Origin of the sequence: Pseudomonas sp. A214, assembly GCF_900156295.1 — a bacterium.
GTDB lineage: Bacteria > Pseudomonadota > Gammaproteobacteria > Pseudomonadales > Pseudomonadaceae > Aquipseudomonas > Aquipseudomonas rhizophila.
Window position 1 is genome coordinate 3,334,908 of record NZ_LT707062.1, and the last position, 16,006, is coordinate 3,350,913.

Below are 16,006 nucleotides of genomic sequence, written 5' to 3' on the forward strand. Positions count from 1 at the left end.
CTGACGCCCCATGCCAGTGGGGCGGACGGTCAGCTGCATTCCAAATAACAACAATGAGTAGTTTGATATGACCTCTGTTTATAACCGTGGAGCTTTATTGACTCTCCTGGCTTTGTTGCCGCTGGCCAATGCCAATGCGCAAGGCTTTATCGACGACAGCAAACTCAAGCTGCAATTGCGCAATGTTTACATCAATGAAAATTTCCGCGATGAACATGGCATGAGTGCGCGAGCGGCAACGACCGCCAAGAGCGAGCGCACCGAATGGGGCCAAGGCTTTTTGCTTGATTATCAGTCGGGATTCACGACCGGCAGCCTCGGTTTGGGTATTGATGCTTTGGGCCTGCTGGGGGTCAAGCTCGACTCCGGCCGCGGTCGTAGCGGCACCGGCCTGCTGCCTGTGCATGATGACGGTCGTGCCGCCGATGAATTTGCGAGCTTCGGGATGACCGCCAAGGCTCGATTTGCCAAGACCACCGTCAAGTACGGTACGTTGCTCCCTAAAACGCCGGTGCTCATTTACAACGATGCCCGACTGCTGCCTCAGACCTACCAGGGCGGCCAGTTCACTAGCACCGACATTGATAACCTTAGCCTGACGGGCGGCTATCTTGATCGTTTCAAGTTGCGAGATTCGAGCGACAGTATGCCCATCGTGCCAGACGGCTACAGTGGCGATAAGTCAGGGGACTTCAGTTACCTCGGTGCCGATTACAAGTTGGGCAAGACGATTCGCCTCAGCTACTTTCATGGTGAACTGGAGAACTTCTATCGGCAGAACTTTGCGGGTGTCCAACATGATCTGCCGCTCGGCCCAGGCGTGCTGACCAGTGATCTGCGCTACTTCCGCAGCGCTGATAGCGGTTCTGCCTATGGCGGTAAAATCGACAACCATATGCTCAGCGGCCAGCTGACTTACGCTATCGCAGGCCATACCGTAGGCGGCGGCTATCAAACACTGAAGGGCGACGCCGGGCTGCCCTACATCAGCGGCGCGTCCGTTTATTCTTTCAGCAACGCCGGCATAGGCAAGTTCGTAGAGGAAGACGAGAAGACATGGATGCTCAACTACGGCTACAACTTCGCGGCCCTGGGCGTCCCCGGCCTGACGTTCTCCACGCGTTACCTTAGCGGCGACGATGGAGAGTCCAACACCACCATCAAAGAGTGGGAGCGCGATGCTGAACTGGCTTATGTGGTGCAGCAAGGTTCCTTCAAAGGGTTGGGCGTGAAGCTGCGCAATTACGTCTACCGCTCTGAATTCTCGAGGGGACGGGACAGTAACCGGATCTACCTTACCTACGATATCGCCCTTTGGTGATCGTTCGTCGCCCGCCTGATGGCGGAGGGGTGGGCGGTCATCGTCGATTTTCCAGGGCCGGGCAGGGTGGCCCAGCAAGGGCCACCAAGCCTGCAACGGTCTACTCCTGAACGCCCACCGCGTGTTGCTGTAGCCAGAAAAATGGCAAACAGCAGCACGAGGTTGATCCAGATCAAACGGCATTCGTTGATCGGCGCCATTCTTTTGATAAGCATGGGGCAGAGATACGGTCATGACAAACAACAGACCCATCAGCGGGGCGCAGGTGGTTCAGGACCGGAGCAAATCCGCATTGCCCGGGTTTTTGCATCTTCGGGGCACACGCTCGAGAAAACGTCAGGCAGCCATTTTGCTGTCGATTCTGGCGGTGCTGACCTCGGGATATTTCACGGTGTCGTATTTCGCCACCCATGCGATGCAGGATCTGGCAGACACCTGTACCGAGCGTTATGAGCTTGAGCTGGAGAATGCCGATATAGGCCCGCTGCCAGACGCGCTGCCGCGCTCCTTGTGTGAATGTCTGGCAAGTTCGCTTCTCGACAAAAACGGAATCATGCGTCTGGCATTGGTCGACAGGGGCCTGCTTGAACCGCTGGCCCTTGAACCTGTGACGCAGAAGGACGCTTCGGCCTGCATTGATGCCCTGTGGGTGCCGAATGTCGAACTGGCCACGGGCTTACCCCATGAATGAAGTTCATCAGGACTAAAGAGCCGCTCTATGCGGCAACTGTCCACCCAAGCAGGAATGCGCAGGGACGCCATTTTTATCATCGGATGCCGAGGTGTGAAATGACTCATCCATTGCGTTTACTGTTTCTTGCCCCCCCTCAGGCAGCTCACTCTCCCGGATTGGAGTATGCTGGCGATCTGGCACGCGCCCTGGGCGTCCCACTGCACGTGGCGATGTTCACTGAGCCCCACGGTGTAGAGCCGCCCGGCCATGCAGTCACCGAGAGGCCCGACATCGTGCGCGATAACTTAATGTCGTCGCGTCGCAAATGGCTGGAAAGTGAAAGTGCGCACCTGCAGGAAAAAGGCGTGGATGTCCATCCAGAGCTGGTATGCGCCAGTTCCTCGGCAGTCGAATGCGTTGCCTATGCGCAGCGTGTTGAAGCGGACTTGATCATCAAGGACATCCAGGAACGCCCAGGCCTGGCGCAGCGCGGTTTGTCAGCACTGGACTGGGAACTCTTGAGCGTCAGCCCGATTGCCGTGCTTTATGTGTTGCCGGGCCCGATTCAGACACCCAGCAAGTTTCTGGTAGCGGTTGACATGGAGTCACAGGCGAAAGGAAACCGCGACAATCATTCGCTCATCGAGGCGGCCAGGCACTTGGCAAACGCCTGCGGTGCCTCATTGCACGTGATCAGCGTTTACGACTGTGCCGCTGCCAGCCACGGTGACCTGTCCCTCTATGAGGCCCAGGTACAGGCGTTCGATGCCTTGGCCAGCCAGCATGGTATTGCCAGCCAGCATCGGCACTTCATTCCCGGCGCTCCGGCGAATGCAATTCATGCTTATCTGCAGCGCAGTGCTTACAACCTGTTGGTCATCGGTGCGGCCGATCATCATACGCAGGCCTCTGATATCGGCTTGACAGCTGAAGGGATACTCGAAGACCCCATGTGCAGCGTCCTGATGATCAAGTTGCCAGCCGACGCAGCGCCGCAGCAGGCCAAACGATACGGTTAGACCGCTGCCTCTATGCCGCTGTGGCCTGCCGGCGGCGTGAAGAACGGCAGCCTTGCTCCGGTTGATATTTATCAACGTCAGGCACCTTCCGACGGCGCAGTCTGAAATGGCGCTGGTGCCCGATCCGGCGCAGATGTCACGGCTGAATGTGTAGCTGGCAGTGGCAGAGGTTGAGTTTCACCTGTCTGGAGGCAGATCATGGGCCGGTATCAACAGCTGTTACTCATCACCCACCTGGCCCTGCGCCATTCTCCGGTGATCGACCATGCCGCAGCGCTTGCCAAGGCCAGCGCTGCACGCTTGCATATAGCGGCGTTGATTCCTGCCTTGAACCTGTTGTCGCTGCTTGAAGAGGGTGACCGTGAAAAGACACGCGAGCGTTACCTGCAGGACCACCGCGACTGGTTGGGGGAACAGGCGAAAAAGCTACATGCCAGAGGGGTCGATGTGACCACCGAGCTGGCGTGGGCTGATGACATGGAAAAGGACATCCTGGACCACTTCAGCGAATTGCAGCCTGACCTGTTGATCAAGGAAATCCAACATGAGTCGGTGCTCAAGCGTGCTTTTTTCACCCCGTTGGACTGGCACCTGCTGCGTTACTCACCGGTACCGGTGTATCTGGTGGGCGGGGTTCGACCTGCCTTGCCGTGCAAGGTCGTGGCGGCGGTAGAGGCGTCGCTGGCCGAGCCTGGACAAAATGAACTCAATGATCGCGTTATTCGCCAGGCCTGCAGTCTCGCCGAACAGTGTGATGCTGAACTGCACTTGCTGTATGCCTACGACATATCCCAAGACTACCAGGCGTCAGACCCAGGCTTAACGCTGTCGGAGCTGACCCGATGGCAGCGCAAAGCGTTGGAACAATCGTTTCTGAAACTGGCCAGTCGATACAACGTTCCGCCTGGCCGCAGGCATTTCGTTCTGGGACACCCGGTTGCGGCGCTGAGTGAGTTTGCCAACACACATCACATGGATGTCATCGTGATGGGCAGAGTCCAGGATCCAGGCGGAGAGAAACTGCTTGGCAGCACCACCGAGCATATCTTGTATCAGGTGCCTTGCAGTGTTTTGGCGGTCTAGCGCAACTGCATCGGGCTCACCCCGAGCCGTTGCTTGAACGTGGTTGCCATGTGCGCCTGGGAATTGAACCCGCAGGCGAGGGCGATTTCCGACAGCCTGGCGGTGGAATCACGCATCAGTGCCCGGGCCTTGGCCAGACGCCGGTCGATCAGGTAGCTGTGCGGGCTTTTGCCCGTGGCGAGCTTGAAGGCCCGCATGAAATATCCTTCGGACAACCCCAGCAAACCTGCCATCGCTGACACGCCCAGCGGCCCTTCAAGATTTGCTTCGATAAACTCATCAAGCAGGCGCATGCGCCGGGGAGTGATAGCGCCTTGGTCCGGTGTCGACAACGCGCTATCACCGGTTGCCCGTTGCGCCAGCGCCAAGGCCCAGGTTTCCCAGTCATCTTCCACGCAGGCACGTAACAGCGCGCCGCGCATTCGCAGCGCGAGGTCAATGGCCTGTTGATCGATGTGATTGTTGAATGGGCGATCCCCGCTCAGGGGGATACCGTCGGTCCGCGTTACGCGCAGGTATTCACCGCCCATGAGCGACTCGGAGAACACGTCGCAGCCGGCGGGAACGAATGCCAGGCCGTTGGGCATGGCCTCGAAAGGATGCACCCGGTCGCTGCCCAAGGCGTGCAGGCCGCGCTGGCTGTCGAAGGCAAACCCGATGGAGGCCTGGGCCGCCACATAGCGGGTCGAGTAAGCGGCGCTGGGCAACAATTCGATCGCCCAGGGCCCAGTCTCGACACGGCGGACCGGTTCAGACAAGGGCGATGGCTGTAGGCGGTTTTGATGGTTCATGAGCGCCATAGTAGTGAAGAAGCGGCGCAAAAGTCAGGTCGGTTTTTTGAAAGCCGACCCACGGCGGCGATGCCTAGACTGGCTAACCACTCAGGGAGATAGCTTCATGTACCGACTGACTCGTGACGATATTGAACAGGCGGCTCGCCATGTGTACCAGGTGATGCCCGCCACCGCCCAGTATGCCTGGCCCTTGCTAGCTCAGCGGCTGGGCTGCACGGTGTGGGTCAAGCACGAGAACCACACTCCCACCGGCGCTTTCAAGATACGCGGCGGCATCACCTTCATGCATTGGCTCAAACGTGAACATCCCGGTGCGAAGGGCATCGTCACCGCCACCCGCGGCAATCATGGCCAGAGCCTGGCGCTGGCGGCGAGCGCGCTGGGTTTGAAGGCGTTGATTGTCGTGCCGCAGGGCAACTCGGTGGAAAAGAACAATGCCATGCGCGGCTTTGGCGGCGAAGTCATTGAGTGTGGGCGGGATTTTGATGAGGCCCGTGAAGAGGCCGCCCGTTTGGCGCAAGCGCATGACCTGTTCCTGGTGCCACCGTTTCACACGGAACTGGTCAAAGGCGTGGCCACTTACGCCCTGGAACTGTTCACTGCCGCGCCGCATCTCGATACCGTCTACGTGCCGATTGGCTGCGGATCGGGCATTTGTGGCGTGATCGCCGCCCGCGACGCGCTGGGTCTGAAAACCCAGGTGGTGGGCGTGGTGTCCAGTGAAGCCGCGGCGGCAAAGTTATCTTTTGAGGCGGGTCAAATACACGAAACCGCTTCGGCAAATACCTTCGCCGATGGCCTGGCCGTGCGCAAACCGATTCCCGCGGCCTTCGCCCTCTACGCAGCCGGGGCCGCACGGATCGTAGCGGTCAGCGAGCAGGAAATTGCCGAGGCCATGCGCGTCTATTACACCGACACCCATAACCTCGCCGAAGGAGCCGGAGCCGCCGCCTTGGCGGCGCTTATTCAGGAACGTGAAGCTCGGGCGGGGGAGGCAGTGGGGGTGATTCTGTCGGGTGGCAATGTCGATCGAACGGTGTATGCGGGCGTAATCGGTTAGTGGCCGTCAGCCACCTTGCGCTCTATCTCCGCGATTTTTCGACTGAGTTCCTCTGCTTCCTGCTCCTTGGTTTGAGTTGAGGGGGGCGTAGCGCTGTCCTCAAGATTCTTCTCGACCGGTTTGCCAGATGTGTCGGTCGGCGGGGTACTCGAGGTTGCTTCTGATTCGATGCCGTTATCGCTGTTCATAATCGCGTTACCTCTGTTGATCTACACATTAGAGGCAGGGGTATGGAATGAGTTCGAGATTATTGCAGACGATAAAGTCAGGAATTGACGCCTTTGAAACAGCTTCATCTTGAGCCCCCACAACAGCACCTGTTTACCTACGCCGCTCGGATGGCCTCAGGCCTTGGCCTTATTCATCGACACGTTCAACGAAGTCGAGCGGGCAATGACGCTGATGATCGTCAATGCTGCAATTACCAAACCGGGCGAGGTAGCCAGCAAGACACCGGTGGTGCCGGCTCCGGCCGCCAGAATCTGCCCGGCCGCCAAAGGCCCGGCCACCGAGCCCAAACGACCGATCGCTACCGCTGCGCCGACGCCGGTGGCGCGCACTGAAGTTGGGTAGGAAGGCGGGGCCAAGGCGTAAAGCACCAATTGCGCAGCCATCACAAACAACCCCGCGGCAAAACCGGCGATGGCCATGGGGATGATGCCCACGGACAGGCCAACCCCGCCCAGCGCTGCCAGCAAGCCGGTGTACACAAACAGCACCACCTTGATGCCGTTGCAGCGATCCAGCAACACTCCGCCGAGCAGGGAGCCGAGGGCGCCGCCGATATTGAAGAGCATCTGTACCAGGCCTGCCTGGGGTTTGCTGAAACCTTGTTCCAGCAGTAACGAGGGCAGCCAGTTGAGCAACATGTACATCACGGTCAGGGTGAAGAAGTAGCTCAACCATAACGCCAGGGTAACGCTGGCGCGGCCTTCGCCGAACAAGGCCTGGCCGGTTGAAGTGCGCGTCGGGTTGACGCTGTTTTGTTGTTGGCGAAAGGCGTTGGATTCAGGCAGCAGCACCATCATCAGTGGCACCACCAGCAATGGGACAAGGCCGCCGATGATGAAGGTCGTCTGCCAATGTTCGGGAAACAGCATGGCGACCACCGCCGCCAGTGCCCCACCCAATGGCACGCCGGCATACATGATGCTGATGGCCGTACCGCGACGTTGCTCTCCCACGGCTTCGGCACACAGGGCGATCAGGTTGGGCAGGGCGGCGCCCAGGCCCAGGCCAGTCATGAAACGCACCAGCAGCAGGCCGGAGAAAGAGCTGACGTAGGCGGTGCTGAGCGAGAACACGCCAAACAGCAGCACCGCTGCGATGAGGATTTTCTTGCGACCGATGCGATCGGCAATCCAGCCACCGAAGAAGGCGCCCGGCAGCAAACCGATGATGCCGGCACTGAACACCCAACCCATCATTTTCGGGTCCAGGGCAAAGGTCTGACGCAACCCTGCGGCGGCAGTGCCGGCCGCTTGCAGGTCAAAGCCTTCAATCAGAGCGACGATAAAACACAGGGCAATAGTCAGCGTCGTGCGACGTGATGGAGTGTCCATGGCAAACCTCTTTATTGTTTTTGTGAGTGTGCTGACGGGCGCACGCAGGCTTGCTCGCATCCAGCAATGCAAAGCCGCAATTAAGATTAACAAAGATAACTAAAAAGTGAACGCTAACGGAAAATGTCCAAATGCATCGACATAAACCTATTCAAATCAACAGGATGTCCTGTGTTTTTTAGGTTTTCTTGGAAATAGATACGAATATTAATGTTCGATTATCGGCCAGTGTGGATTGACGGCACCTCCGGCTTTTCCCACTCTCTGGCCCGAGATCGCGGCTGGATGGCTGGCGATCACGTTCAAAAAAACAACAACAATAAGTGGACATAGGACATGACGAATTCACCCCGGGGCGTCCTTGCGACGACCTCAGACTTACCTCTTTGCGCACGCGGTTTCGTCCTGTTGGGCTTATGTGCGGTCGCCACTCCAGCGCTGTCGGAAGGTTTCATCGACGATAGCCGCGGCACATTGACCTTACGCAATTTCTACCTGGACCGGGATTACAAGGATGAGGGGGCGAAAACCGCGGCCCGGGAGTGGGCTCAGGGTTTCATCATGAATGCGGAGTCGGGTTTTACCCCGGGCGCTGTCGGCTTCGGCCTGGACGCCCGTGCATTGATCGGGGTCAAGCTGGACTCGTCACCGGACCGCAGCGGCACCGAATTACTGCCGGTATCCAGCAGCGACAAGCGCGCGGCGGATGAATATTCGCGCCTGGCCATGACTGCCAAAATGCGCTTTGCCCAAACCACGGTGAAGACCGGCGATGTGTCGATTTTCCTGCCGTTCGCCTTTGCCAGCCCGTCGCGGTTGCTGCCGCAGACTTTTCGCGGCACCACGCTCAGTTCCAAGGACATCGACGGACTGACGCTCAATACCGGCTATATCGATCGCATCAACAGGCGTGACTCCACTAACTACCAGCCGATGAGCATCGCTTCGCCGAACGGGCGTTTCAACGGTGCGGCCACCTCATCGCACATGGCTTATGTCGGTGGCGATTATCAGGTAAACAAAGACCTCAGCCTGCGCGGCTACCACGCCGAAGTGGCCGACCTGTACCAGCAGAACACCCTGGCCTTGCTGCATAACATGCAAGTAGGCGAGGGCACGCTGACCACTGATCTGCGCAGTTTTTTCAGCGACGAAGATGGCAGTGCCAAGGCTGGCAAGGTGGACAACCGCAACCTGTCGGCGCTGTTCGGCTATCGCCTTGGCGGGCATCACCTGAGCCTGGGTTACATGCACGCCAGCGGCGACACAGCGACGCCTTATGTGTCAGGCACTGAGTTGATGGGCATGAGTGAATTGACCATGAGCTCGGACTTTCTCAATGCCAAGGAACGGACCTGGCAGGCAATCTACGACTATGACTTCGCCGCCGCCGGGGTGCCCGGCCTGAAGAGCCGGCTGCGTTACGTGCGCGGTGACAATATCGCGCTGGTGGCGCTCAATGCCGACGACCGCAAGGAGCGGGAGTTCCAGATGGAGCTGGGGTATGTGATCCAGAGCGGTCCGCTGAAGAATGTCGGGTTGATGGCGCGCAAGTCGATCTATCGCAACGACTTCCCGAGCGGCGCGGCATTTCGTGATGAAAACCAGACCCGCTTCCTGGTGCTCTACACGGTGCCGATCTGGTAAGCCGTGGGGCGAGTGGATATCAGCAGTGCGCAAGCGTGGGCTGAGCAGTGCTCAGCCCACTCATGAACTGAGTCGGCCCCGCAGGGCTGCTCGCGATGTAGAGTTACTTTACCCGCTCCCAGATGATGTGAACCTTCGTGCCATCGGGGCGCTGGAAGTTTTCCACCATCCGGTTGCCGTCGACTTTCAGTTGCAGGTCATCTTGAGTACGTGTCGCACCCACCCAATTCGGGAACGTAGATCCTTCGACGGTATTGCCGGTGAACTCGCCGTTCTGGTCGACGGTATATCGTCCGAAAAAACCGATGCTCCCAGCCATCGCTGCCCGGTTTTCCTCATCGGTTCCTTCGCCCCGAGCGTTGGATCGAAACGCGGGCACTCGCGGATCGGTGAGCACCTCGACGAACGTCAACTCTTCAGTGAACACCAGCCATCCATGTGGATTGGGGCCGTACGCATCCGATCTGGTGCCCTGGCGCTCAATGGTTGCGCTGACCATTTTCCATGTTCCGACCAGCGGGCTTTTCATGGCGGAAAACGCTGCCGTGCAAACCGAAAGGGCCATGATCGCACCTACCGTCAGTAGCGATATTTTCAGGGTCATTGGAATCACCGTTGTTGGTTATCTGAACACTGTTGTAGAGAGTTAAAAACATCACGCATTCATCAGGGCAACCAGGGCAGGCACAGACAGTACGGCTGTGTAATAGCCCATGAACTGCACACCGATGTTGAAACCCAAAAAGCGTGAGAGGAAACCGCCCAGCAGGCCGATGGTGACGATCACCAGCAACCCCAGCAGGCCACCTTCCCAGATGCCGATCACCAGGATCAGGCCAACAAAGGTCGAGATCACCGCTTCGTGACTGATCTTGCGCGACACGTAGGATGCGGCTCTGTGGGCGTAATTCATGGTGAAGGGGTAAGCGATCAGGATGGCCACGACCACCGCCAACACGCCGTAGCCAAAAAATTCCCAGGTGCTGAGCAATGAATGCAGGTTGTTCACCTGGCCTGTCGTCGCGTCGACGCTAAAGCGCGGCGGGGCGTTGAACAATGGCGCTGCCGGGCCTGCTGCGACAGGGCTCAGGGGCAGGCCGAAGGCGATCAGCGGGATCAATGCTTCGGCCAGGTAGGTTGACTCCGTAACGCCGTTTCGAGCGGTGATGACCGTGGTCAGGCGATGGTAGACATGCTTGACCCTCGAACCGACGAGCTCGCCCATGATCACGGTCATGGCCACCGGGCTGAACACAAAGGTCGCGCTGGAGATCACCGCCGTAATGGCCGTCCACATGCTCTGCTTGCTGTCCAGCACCTTGAGCGGATTAGGAAAGAATCCACCCCAGCTTTTTACGTCGGGCGACAGGGAAAACGTGCGCACTTGCTGGCGTCGCATGGTGTCCCGTTCGGCGGGCGCGAGCAGCGAGAACAGCGCGGCGATCAACGGGCCAATCGCGATGCCCAGAAAGTAACTGACACTGAGCTTGACGCCGAACTGCGCGGTCATGGTTTGCAGGCCAACAATGATCATGACGAACGGGATCAGCGTCAGCACGGCCGCCAGACGGCCTTTGGAGAACCACGCGATCGCCACCGCGGCAAGCAGGAACACCCAAGGCGCAGCCTGCTTGATCATGTCGCCGAACGGCGCGAGCATCAGCGCGAACAATACGGCCATTGGCACCGCGATCAACGCAGCAATGACCGCCCCGGAAATCATCTTGCGCAGGGCAATGTGGGGCACGCCCAGATTGCGCAGAAAATTGGCCTCGCGCATCAGTGGTGTCGCCATGGTGTCGCCAGGAATACCCAGTAGCGCCGTCGGTACGGCGTGGGTCATATGTTTGGCGACGGCGCCGGCGAGAAAGAATGTCAGCACGCCGGGGGCAGGTACGCCCAGCAGGACGACCAGCAAGGTCAAGGGGGCGAGGGTGGTGGTTTCATCGCTCCCTGAGATCAGCCCGATCCCGGCGAAAATCACCGCCCCCAGGATCCCCATGCCCAGTGCCATCAGGACCTGATCCATCAGTGGAACGATCATGATTGACCTCCATTGCCACTGACTGCGCGACTGACTGCACCGACGCCAACAGTGGGTGTTGCAGCCGGGCTTTTCTCAGGAGCGACAAGGCCTTTCTCGTAATCGGCGAACAGCTCATAAAGATCCATTTCCCGCAGTTCCGCGATCGTGGCCGGCGGCAGATCAGCCAGACTGCCCAGTGGGCCGTACTCGTTCTGCAACTCGATGAGGATTTTTGCGCGCCAGGCCGGATCAGCCAGATGTTCGATGACATTGCGCTTGGGTTTGAAAAGCAGCGCACTGATGGCGCCACCTGCCAGGCAGCCGACAATACCTACCAGCATCGCGTAGGCGCGGGCCATCTGCACGGAATCCACCCAGCCGACAAACAAGTGCTGGGCGATAAAAAAAGCGCCGAGGCTGACGGCTGCACCGATGCCTATGGAGTAGAGCAGGTGGCGACCGTCAACCGTGTCGCCCCATACTTCGAACAGTTCGGGTTTCATAAGGATTCTCCCACCTCCCCTGAGGGGTTTTATTGTTATGAACGTGAAGAGATGTGGTTGAGTTCGTGACTACGAGCCCGACTCCTGCGCGCGTTTTTGCTCAAGCAGCTCAGCGGCTTTGTCCGAGCGCACGTCCCGGGCTTCGACCATCTGCGCGACCAGCCAATTGACCTCGTCGCCCCTGGCCCCCGCTGAAAGCGCAATGTTGCGTGCATGCAAAGCCATGTGCCCGCGTTGTATCCCCTCGGTCGACAGCGCCCGCAATGCGCCCAGGTTTTGCGCGAGGCCGACCGCTACCGCTATCTCGGCAAGTTCCTGGGCGCTCTTCACTCTCAGGATGCGTAACGACAGTTGCGCCAGCGGGTGAGTCTTGGTCGCGCCGCCGACCAGGCCGACGGGCATGGGCATTTCCAGCGTTCCCACCAGATGGCCCTTGCAATCTTTTTCCCAGGTCGTCAGTGAACCGTAATGCCCGTTGCGACAGGCATAGGCGTGTGCCCCGGCTTCCACCGCGCGCCAGTCGTTGCCGGTGGCGACGATCAAAGGGTCGATGCCGTTCATGATGCCCTTGTTGTGAGTGGCTGCACGATAGGGATCGACGACCGCAAAGTTGTAAGCATCGAGGATGCCTTCAATGACGTCCTCGCCCTTGTAGGCCTTGGTGGTGAGATGTTCAGGTGCAATGCGGATCTGGGCCCGGGCAAGCCGCAGGTCGGCGAGGTTCGACAGAATGCGCAGCCGTACCTTGCCGCCGGTAATCTGCTCCATCAGCGGGGCCACCGCTTCAGCCATCGTGTTCACGGTATTGGCTCCCATCGCATCGCGTACATCCACGATAAGGTGGGCGACCAGCATGGGGCCGCGAGGGCTCTGGGCGAAGGTATGCACTTCGATGTCGCGGCAACCTCCACCTAGCTGGTTCAGCAGTTGATCCTTGCGGTTGGCCAGTTCGATGATTTCGTCCTTGCGGCGCAACAGACTCAAACGGGCATTGAAGGGATCGTCGATTTCCACGATCTGCACTTGCGCGCGCATCAGCGGCAGCGAGCTGGAGGTCTGAAAACCACCGGCTTCGCGCGCCAGTTTGGCCATGAACGAGGCGGCGGCGACCACCGAAGGCTCCTCGACGACCAACGGCACGATGACGTCGCGTCCATTGATCTGGAAGTTGCTCGCCACAGCGTAGGGCAACTCAAATTTTCCGATGACGTTCTCAATCATGCCATCGGCTATTTCCAGGGGCAGGGCGCCAGCGTCGCGGAGCAGGGCAACGTCATCTTCTGCAAGCTCAAGCAGTTGTTGCAAGTGGCTCAGGCGTTCGGCGGGCGACAGGCTGCGGAACATCGGGAGGCGGGAGTCGATACTCATGGTGGCAATCCAGTTGCAGTTATTGTTTTCGAATGCCTGCCACCCTATGCGTATGTGTCCTGGCAAAAAAGGTACAGTTTGGACAGACAGTACCTAAGCTGTACCCTCTGCGAATAATTCATCCAGGACTTCGTACAATGGCGCGACTGACGCTTGCCCAAGAGCTGACGGCCTCCTTGGTGACGCAGATCGGCAACGGTACCTACCGTGTGGGCGACCGTTTACCGTCCCTGCGCGAGTGCATGCGCTTGTTTGGTCATTCGAAAAACACAGTGATCAACGCTTATGAATCGCTGGCCTCCCAAGGACTGGTCGAGGCGCGTCACGGGCAGGGTTTCTTCGTGACACGAGGCGCCCCGAGCAGCAGCGAACCGGAAGAGCCGCTGCCCTTTACCCGGGCGATGGACACCATCTGGCTCATGCGCCAGCAATTTGTCCGTGAGCCGGGTCACTCGCCGCTTGGGGAAGGTTTTCCGCCCGTAGAGTGGCTGATGGATCTGCGATTGGACAAGTTCACCCGTCAGATCATGCGCATGGGGGTGACCACGCTCTTTCGCTACGGCAACCGGCTGGGCAATGCTGCACTTCGTCAACACCTGGTGCAAAAACTGGCGAGCTATTCGATTACCGCCAGTGCTCGGCAAATCGTCACGACCCATGGGGCCAATCACGCACTGGATCTGATCATCCGCCGCTTCATTGCCCCCGCAGATTACGTTTTCGTCGAAGACCCGGGTTATTACCCGCTGTTCGGCAAGCTGCAACTGCAAGGGGCGCGAATGTTATCCGTACCCCGATTGCCGGACGGGCCGGACCTGCAAGTGCTGGAGCAGCATCTTCTGTTGCACAAGCCGAAATTGTTCTTCCTCCAGTCGGTTGGGCACAATCCGACGGGCTCCGATATTTCCCCCGGCAAGGCTCATCGACTGGTGCAGTTGGCCCATGAGCACAACTTCATTCTGGTGGACGACGACGCTTTGGCAGATTTCAAACCCGCGTCGGCCATCAAGGTGTCTGCGCTGGATCAGTTGAGCCGATCACTGTACGTGGGCAGTTTTTCCAAATCGGTTTCTGCGGCATTGAGGGTGGGGTTTATCGCCGGGAGCAAGGAGGTCATCGATGAACTGGGTGATCTGAAAATGCTCCTGCATACCAGCACCTCGGAGCTGTGTGAGCGAACCATCGATGTCATCCTGACCGAGGGGCATTTTCTGCGACATCAGATCCGCCTCCAGGAGCGACTCAAGAGTGCCACTGCGGCAGGTTTGCAGATGCTCGATGAAATAGGCGCCGAGGTGTTCTTTCGGCCAGAGCAGAGTCTGTATTTGTGGGCCAGGTTCGCCCACATTGACGACGCCAGGGAGCTGACCCGGCAACTACTGCCGAAGGGATTCATGATTGCTCCCGGCCATATTTTTTCACCGGAGCAGTCGCGTATAAATCCCTGGACCAGATTGAATGTCGCCTACCTGAATGACCCGTTGCTTAAAGCCGAGTTGAGTGGCTGAGGGCTCACCACTCATGCTGCTAAGGCTGGGTTTGCGTTCCGGTCGAGACCACGCTTTCGTGCCGATTCACACCGCGCGCCTCAACAGGCACCCATAGGCGTTCACTGCGACATTTGAATTTCACGCCTTTGCGCGGCGCCATCGTCCTGGCTGAGTCCATGCACACAGCCCTGGACGCGTAAGTCGGCCCCGGCTTTCGCTCTTCTACACAACCTTCCACGCCGCTGCAGATAGCCATAACCACAAAATAAACAGTCATCATCCTGAATGCTCCTATAGAGCGATGCGATTAATACATCTGCGTCAGGCCTGAAAATGCTGGCTGTGACAGACGGATGATGAGCCTGCATTCAAATCCCCAGCAATGGCTTGCACGGGCCAATCGTCGGAAAAATGTCGTTAGTTCAGGTTTATTCAGATTTGGATTTTTCGACGCCAATTCGTTGGCGTTTTTTACCGCTTCAGTGGGTATTCCCTATGGGAAAAGCTGCGTGGCAAAGGAGCGTGGGCGGTAGCGCGGCTCACTCGAAAAGATTGAAATGGGAACAGTCCGAGTTTAAGGTGCGCGCGTGATTTTTGAGCGGTCACGCGCTCCAAGGCGAATACAAGACGGGACCGTGGGCAACGGTATTGAACAGGAGCAGCCGTTGAACGAACAGACATTGTCCCAGCGCCTGGAGCGTGTGGCCGCGCATATACCCGCAGGTGCGAGCCTGGCCGATATTGGCTCGGATCACGGCTACCTGCCGGTGGCATTGATGCGCCGTGGTGTGATCGCAGCGGCGGTGGCTGGCGAGGTGGCGTTGACGCCGTTTCGTTCGGCTGAACGCACCGTGCGCGAGAACGGTTTTACCCAGCAGGTCATTGTCCGCCTGGCCGACGGCCTGGCGGCGATCGAGCCAGGAGACGGGATCACGGCAGTCAGCCTGTGCGGCATGGGCGGCGAGACGATCCGCGACATTCTCGCTGGCGGCCAGGCGCACCTGAGCGGTGAGGAACGGCTGATCCTGCAGCCCAACGGCGGCGAGCAACCACTGCGTCAATGGCTGATGGAAAATGGTTATCGCATCTGCTTCGAAGAAGTGCTGCGGGAAAACCGCTTCTACTACGAAATCATCGTCGCCGAGCGCGCCGGGCCGGTGACGTACACCGCGCAGGAGCTGTACTTCGGGCCATTGCAGATGCGCGCCCGCAGCCCGGCGTTCCTGGCCAAGTGGCAGCGCATGCTGCGCCTCAAACAGCGGACCCTGACTCACTTCGCCCGGGCGCGACAAGCCGTGCCCGAGCAGAAGGTGCAGGACATCGCTTTGCAAACCCGCTGGATCACCGAGCTGCTGGCCTGAGTCCGGTACTCGGAAAATAACGAAGCAATCATCCCTCGTCGACCTCGTCACCGCCCCCGGAAAACTTCGATATGAGCGTTAAGCGCTCGCAAGGGCTTG

15 protein-coding genes are annotated in these 16,006 nt (G+C 58.8%); 8 read left to right on the forward strand and 7 right to left on the reverse strand.

Annotated elements, in window-relative coordinates; genetic code table 11:
* The first annotated feature begins 67 nt into the window (after positions 1–67).
* From BW979_RS14950 to BW979_RS14965, 4 genes are all read left to right on the forward strand, one after another.
* A complete protein-coding gene (locus tag BW979_RS14950) occupies positions 68–1,321 on the forward strand; it encodes an OprD family porin (RefSeq protein WP_076384165.1) in 1,254 nt (417 codons plus the stop codon).
* A 232-nt stretch (positions 1,322–1,553) separates the two neighbouring features.
* The gene (locus BW979_RS14955) at positions 1,554–2,012 is read left to right on the forward strand and encodes a hypothetical protein (RefSeq protein ID WP_076384167.1); all 459 of its coding nucleotides are present in this window, start codon (positions 1,554–1,556) and stop codon (positions 2,010–2,012) included.
* Positions 2,009–3,013, forward strand: coding sequence for a universal stress protein (locus BW979_RS14960; protein ID WP_083714395.1), 1,005 nt, complete (start codon positions 2,009–2,011; stop codon positions 3,011–3,013). Before BW979_RS14955 ends, BW979_RS14960 begins: the two co-directional genes overlap by 4 nt.
* A 198-nt stretch (positions 3,014–3,211) precedes the next feature.
* A complete protein-coding gene (locus BW979_RS14965; protein ID WP_076384169.1) occupies positions 3,212–4,096 on the forward strand; it encodes a universal stress protein in 885 nt (294 codons plus the stop codon).
* Here the strand turns inward: BW979_RS14965 and BW979_RS14970 are convergent.
* Complete coding sequence (locus BW979_RS14970; protein ID WP_076384171.1) at positions 4,093–4,896, reverse strand: helix-turn-helix domain-containing protein; 804 nt, start codon at positions 4,894–4,896, stop codon at positions 4,093–4,095. The genes BW979_RS14965 and BW979_RS14970 overlap by 4 nt on opposite strands.
* 97 nt (positions 4,897–4,993) lie before the next feature.
* On the opposite strand from BW979_RS14970, the gene BW979_RS14975 reads away from it, so the two are divergent.
* Positions 4,994–5,950, forward strand: coding sequence for a threonine dehydratase (locus BW979_RS14975; protein ID WP_076384173.1), 957 nt, complete (start codon positions 4,994–4,996; stop codon positions 5,948–5,950).
* Here the strand turns inward: BW979_RS14975 and BW979_RS14980 are convergent.
* Together BW979_RS14980 and mhpT are read right to left on the reverse strand one after the other, a co-directional pair.
* Positions 5,947–6,138 carry a hypothetical protein gene (locus BW979_RS14980; protein WP_076384175.1) on the reverse strand — a complete coding sequence of 64 codons (192 nt, stop codon included), beginning with the start codon at positions 6,136–6,138 and terminating at the stop codon, positions 5,947–5,949. The two genes, BW979_RS14975 and BW979_RS14980, sit on opposite strands and share 4 nt — an antisense overlap.
* A 156-nt stretch (positions 6,139–6,294) precedes the next feature.
* Complete coding sequence (mhpT, locus tag BW979_RS14985; protein WP_076384177.1) at positions 6,295–7,572, reverse strand: 3-(3-hydroxy-phenyl)propionate transporter MhpT; 1,278 nt, start codon at positions 7,570–7,572, stop codon at positions 6,295–6,297.
* 276 nt (positions 7,573–7,848) lie between these two features.
* Here mhpT and BW979_RS14990 point away from each other — a divergent pair, with 276 nt between their 5' ends.
* Positions 7,849–9,159 carry an OprD family porin gene (locus BW979_RS14990; RefSeq protein WP_076384179.1) on the forward strand — a complete coding sequence of 437 codons (1,311 nt, stop codon included), beginning with the start codon at positions 7,849–7,851 and terminating at the stop codon, positions 9,157–9,159.
* Positions 9,160–9,262: 103 nt separating this feature from the next.
* On the opposite strand, the gene BW979_RS14995 is transcribed toward BW979_RS14990, so the two are convergent.
* From BW979_RS14995 to BW979_RS15010, 4 genes are all read right to left on the reverse strand, one after another.
* Positions 9,263–9,763 (reverse strand): lipocalin-like domain-containing protein, encoded by a 501-nt coding sequence (locus BW979_RS14995; RefSeq protein ID WP_076384181.1) that lies wholly within the window; start codon positions 9,761–9,763, stop codon positions 9,263–9,265.
* Positions 9,764–9,814: 51 nt separating this feature from the next.
* Complete coding sequence (locus tag BW979_RS15000; protein WP_080962847.1) at positions 9,815–11,203, reverse strand: tripartite tricarboxylate transporter permease; 1,389 nt, start codon at positions 11,201–11,203, stop codon at positions 9,815–9,817.
* On the reverse strand, positions 11,200–11,688 hold the full coding sequence (locus BW979_RS15005; RefSeq protein WP_047225563.1) for a hypothetical protein: 489 nt from the start codon (positions 11,686–11,688) through the stop codon (positions 11,200–11,202). Before BW979_RS15005 ends, BW979_RS15000 begins: the two co-directional genes overlap by 4 nt.
* Before the next feature lie 69 nt (positions 11,689–11,757).
* A complete protein-coding gene (locus tag BW979_RS15010) occupies positions 11,758–13,056 on the reverse strand; it encodes a hydroxymethylglutaryl-CoA reductase, degradative (protein ID WP_076384183.1) in 1,299 nt (432 codons plus the stop codon).
* A 137-nt stretch (positions 13,057–13,193) separates the two neighbouring features.
* Here BW979_RS15010 and BW979_RS15015 point away from each other — a divergent pair, with 137 nt between their 5' ends.
* Both BW979_RS15015 and BW979_RS15020 read left to right on the forward strand, forming a co-directional pair.
* Entirely contained in the window at positions 13,194–14,564 is a 1,371-nt protein-coding gene (locus BW979_RS15015; protein WP_076384185.1) for an aminotransferase-like domain-containing protein, read from the forward strand.
* Between the two features lie 647 nt (positions 14,565–15,211).
* Positions 15,212–15,907: a tRNA (adenine(22)-N(1))-methyltransferase gene (locus BW979_RS15020; RefSeq protein WP_076386616.1), complete on the forward strand. Its 696-nt coding sequence runs from the start codon at positions 15,212–15,214 to the stop codon at positions 15,905–15,907.
* Positions 15,908–16,006 lie beyond the last annotated feature (99 nt).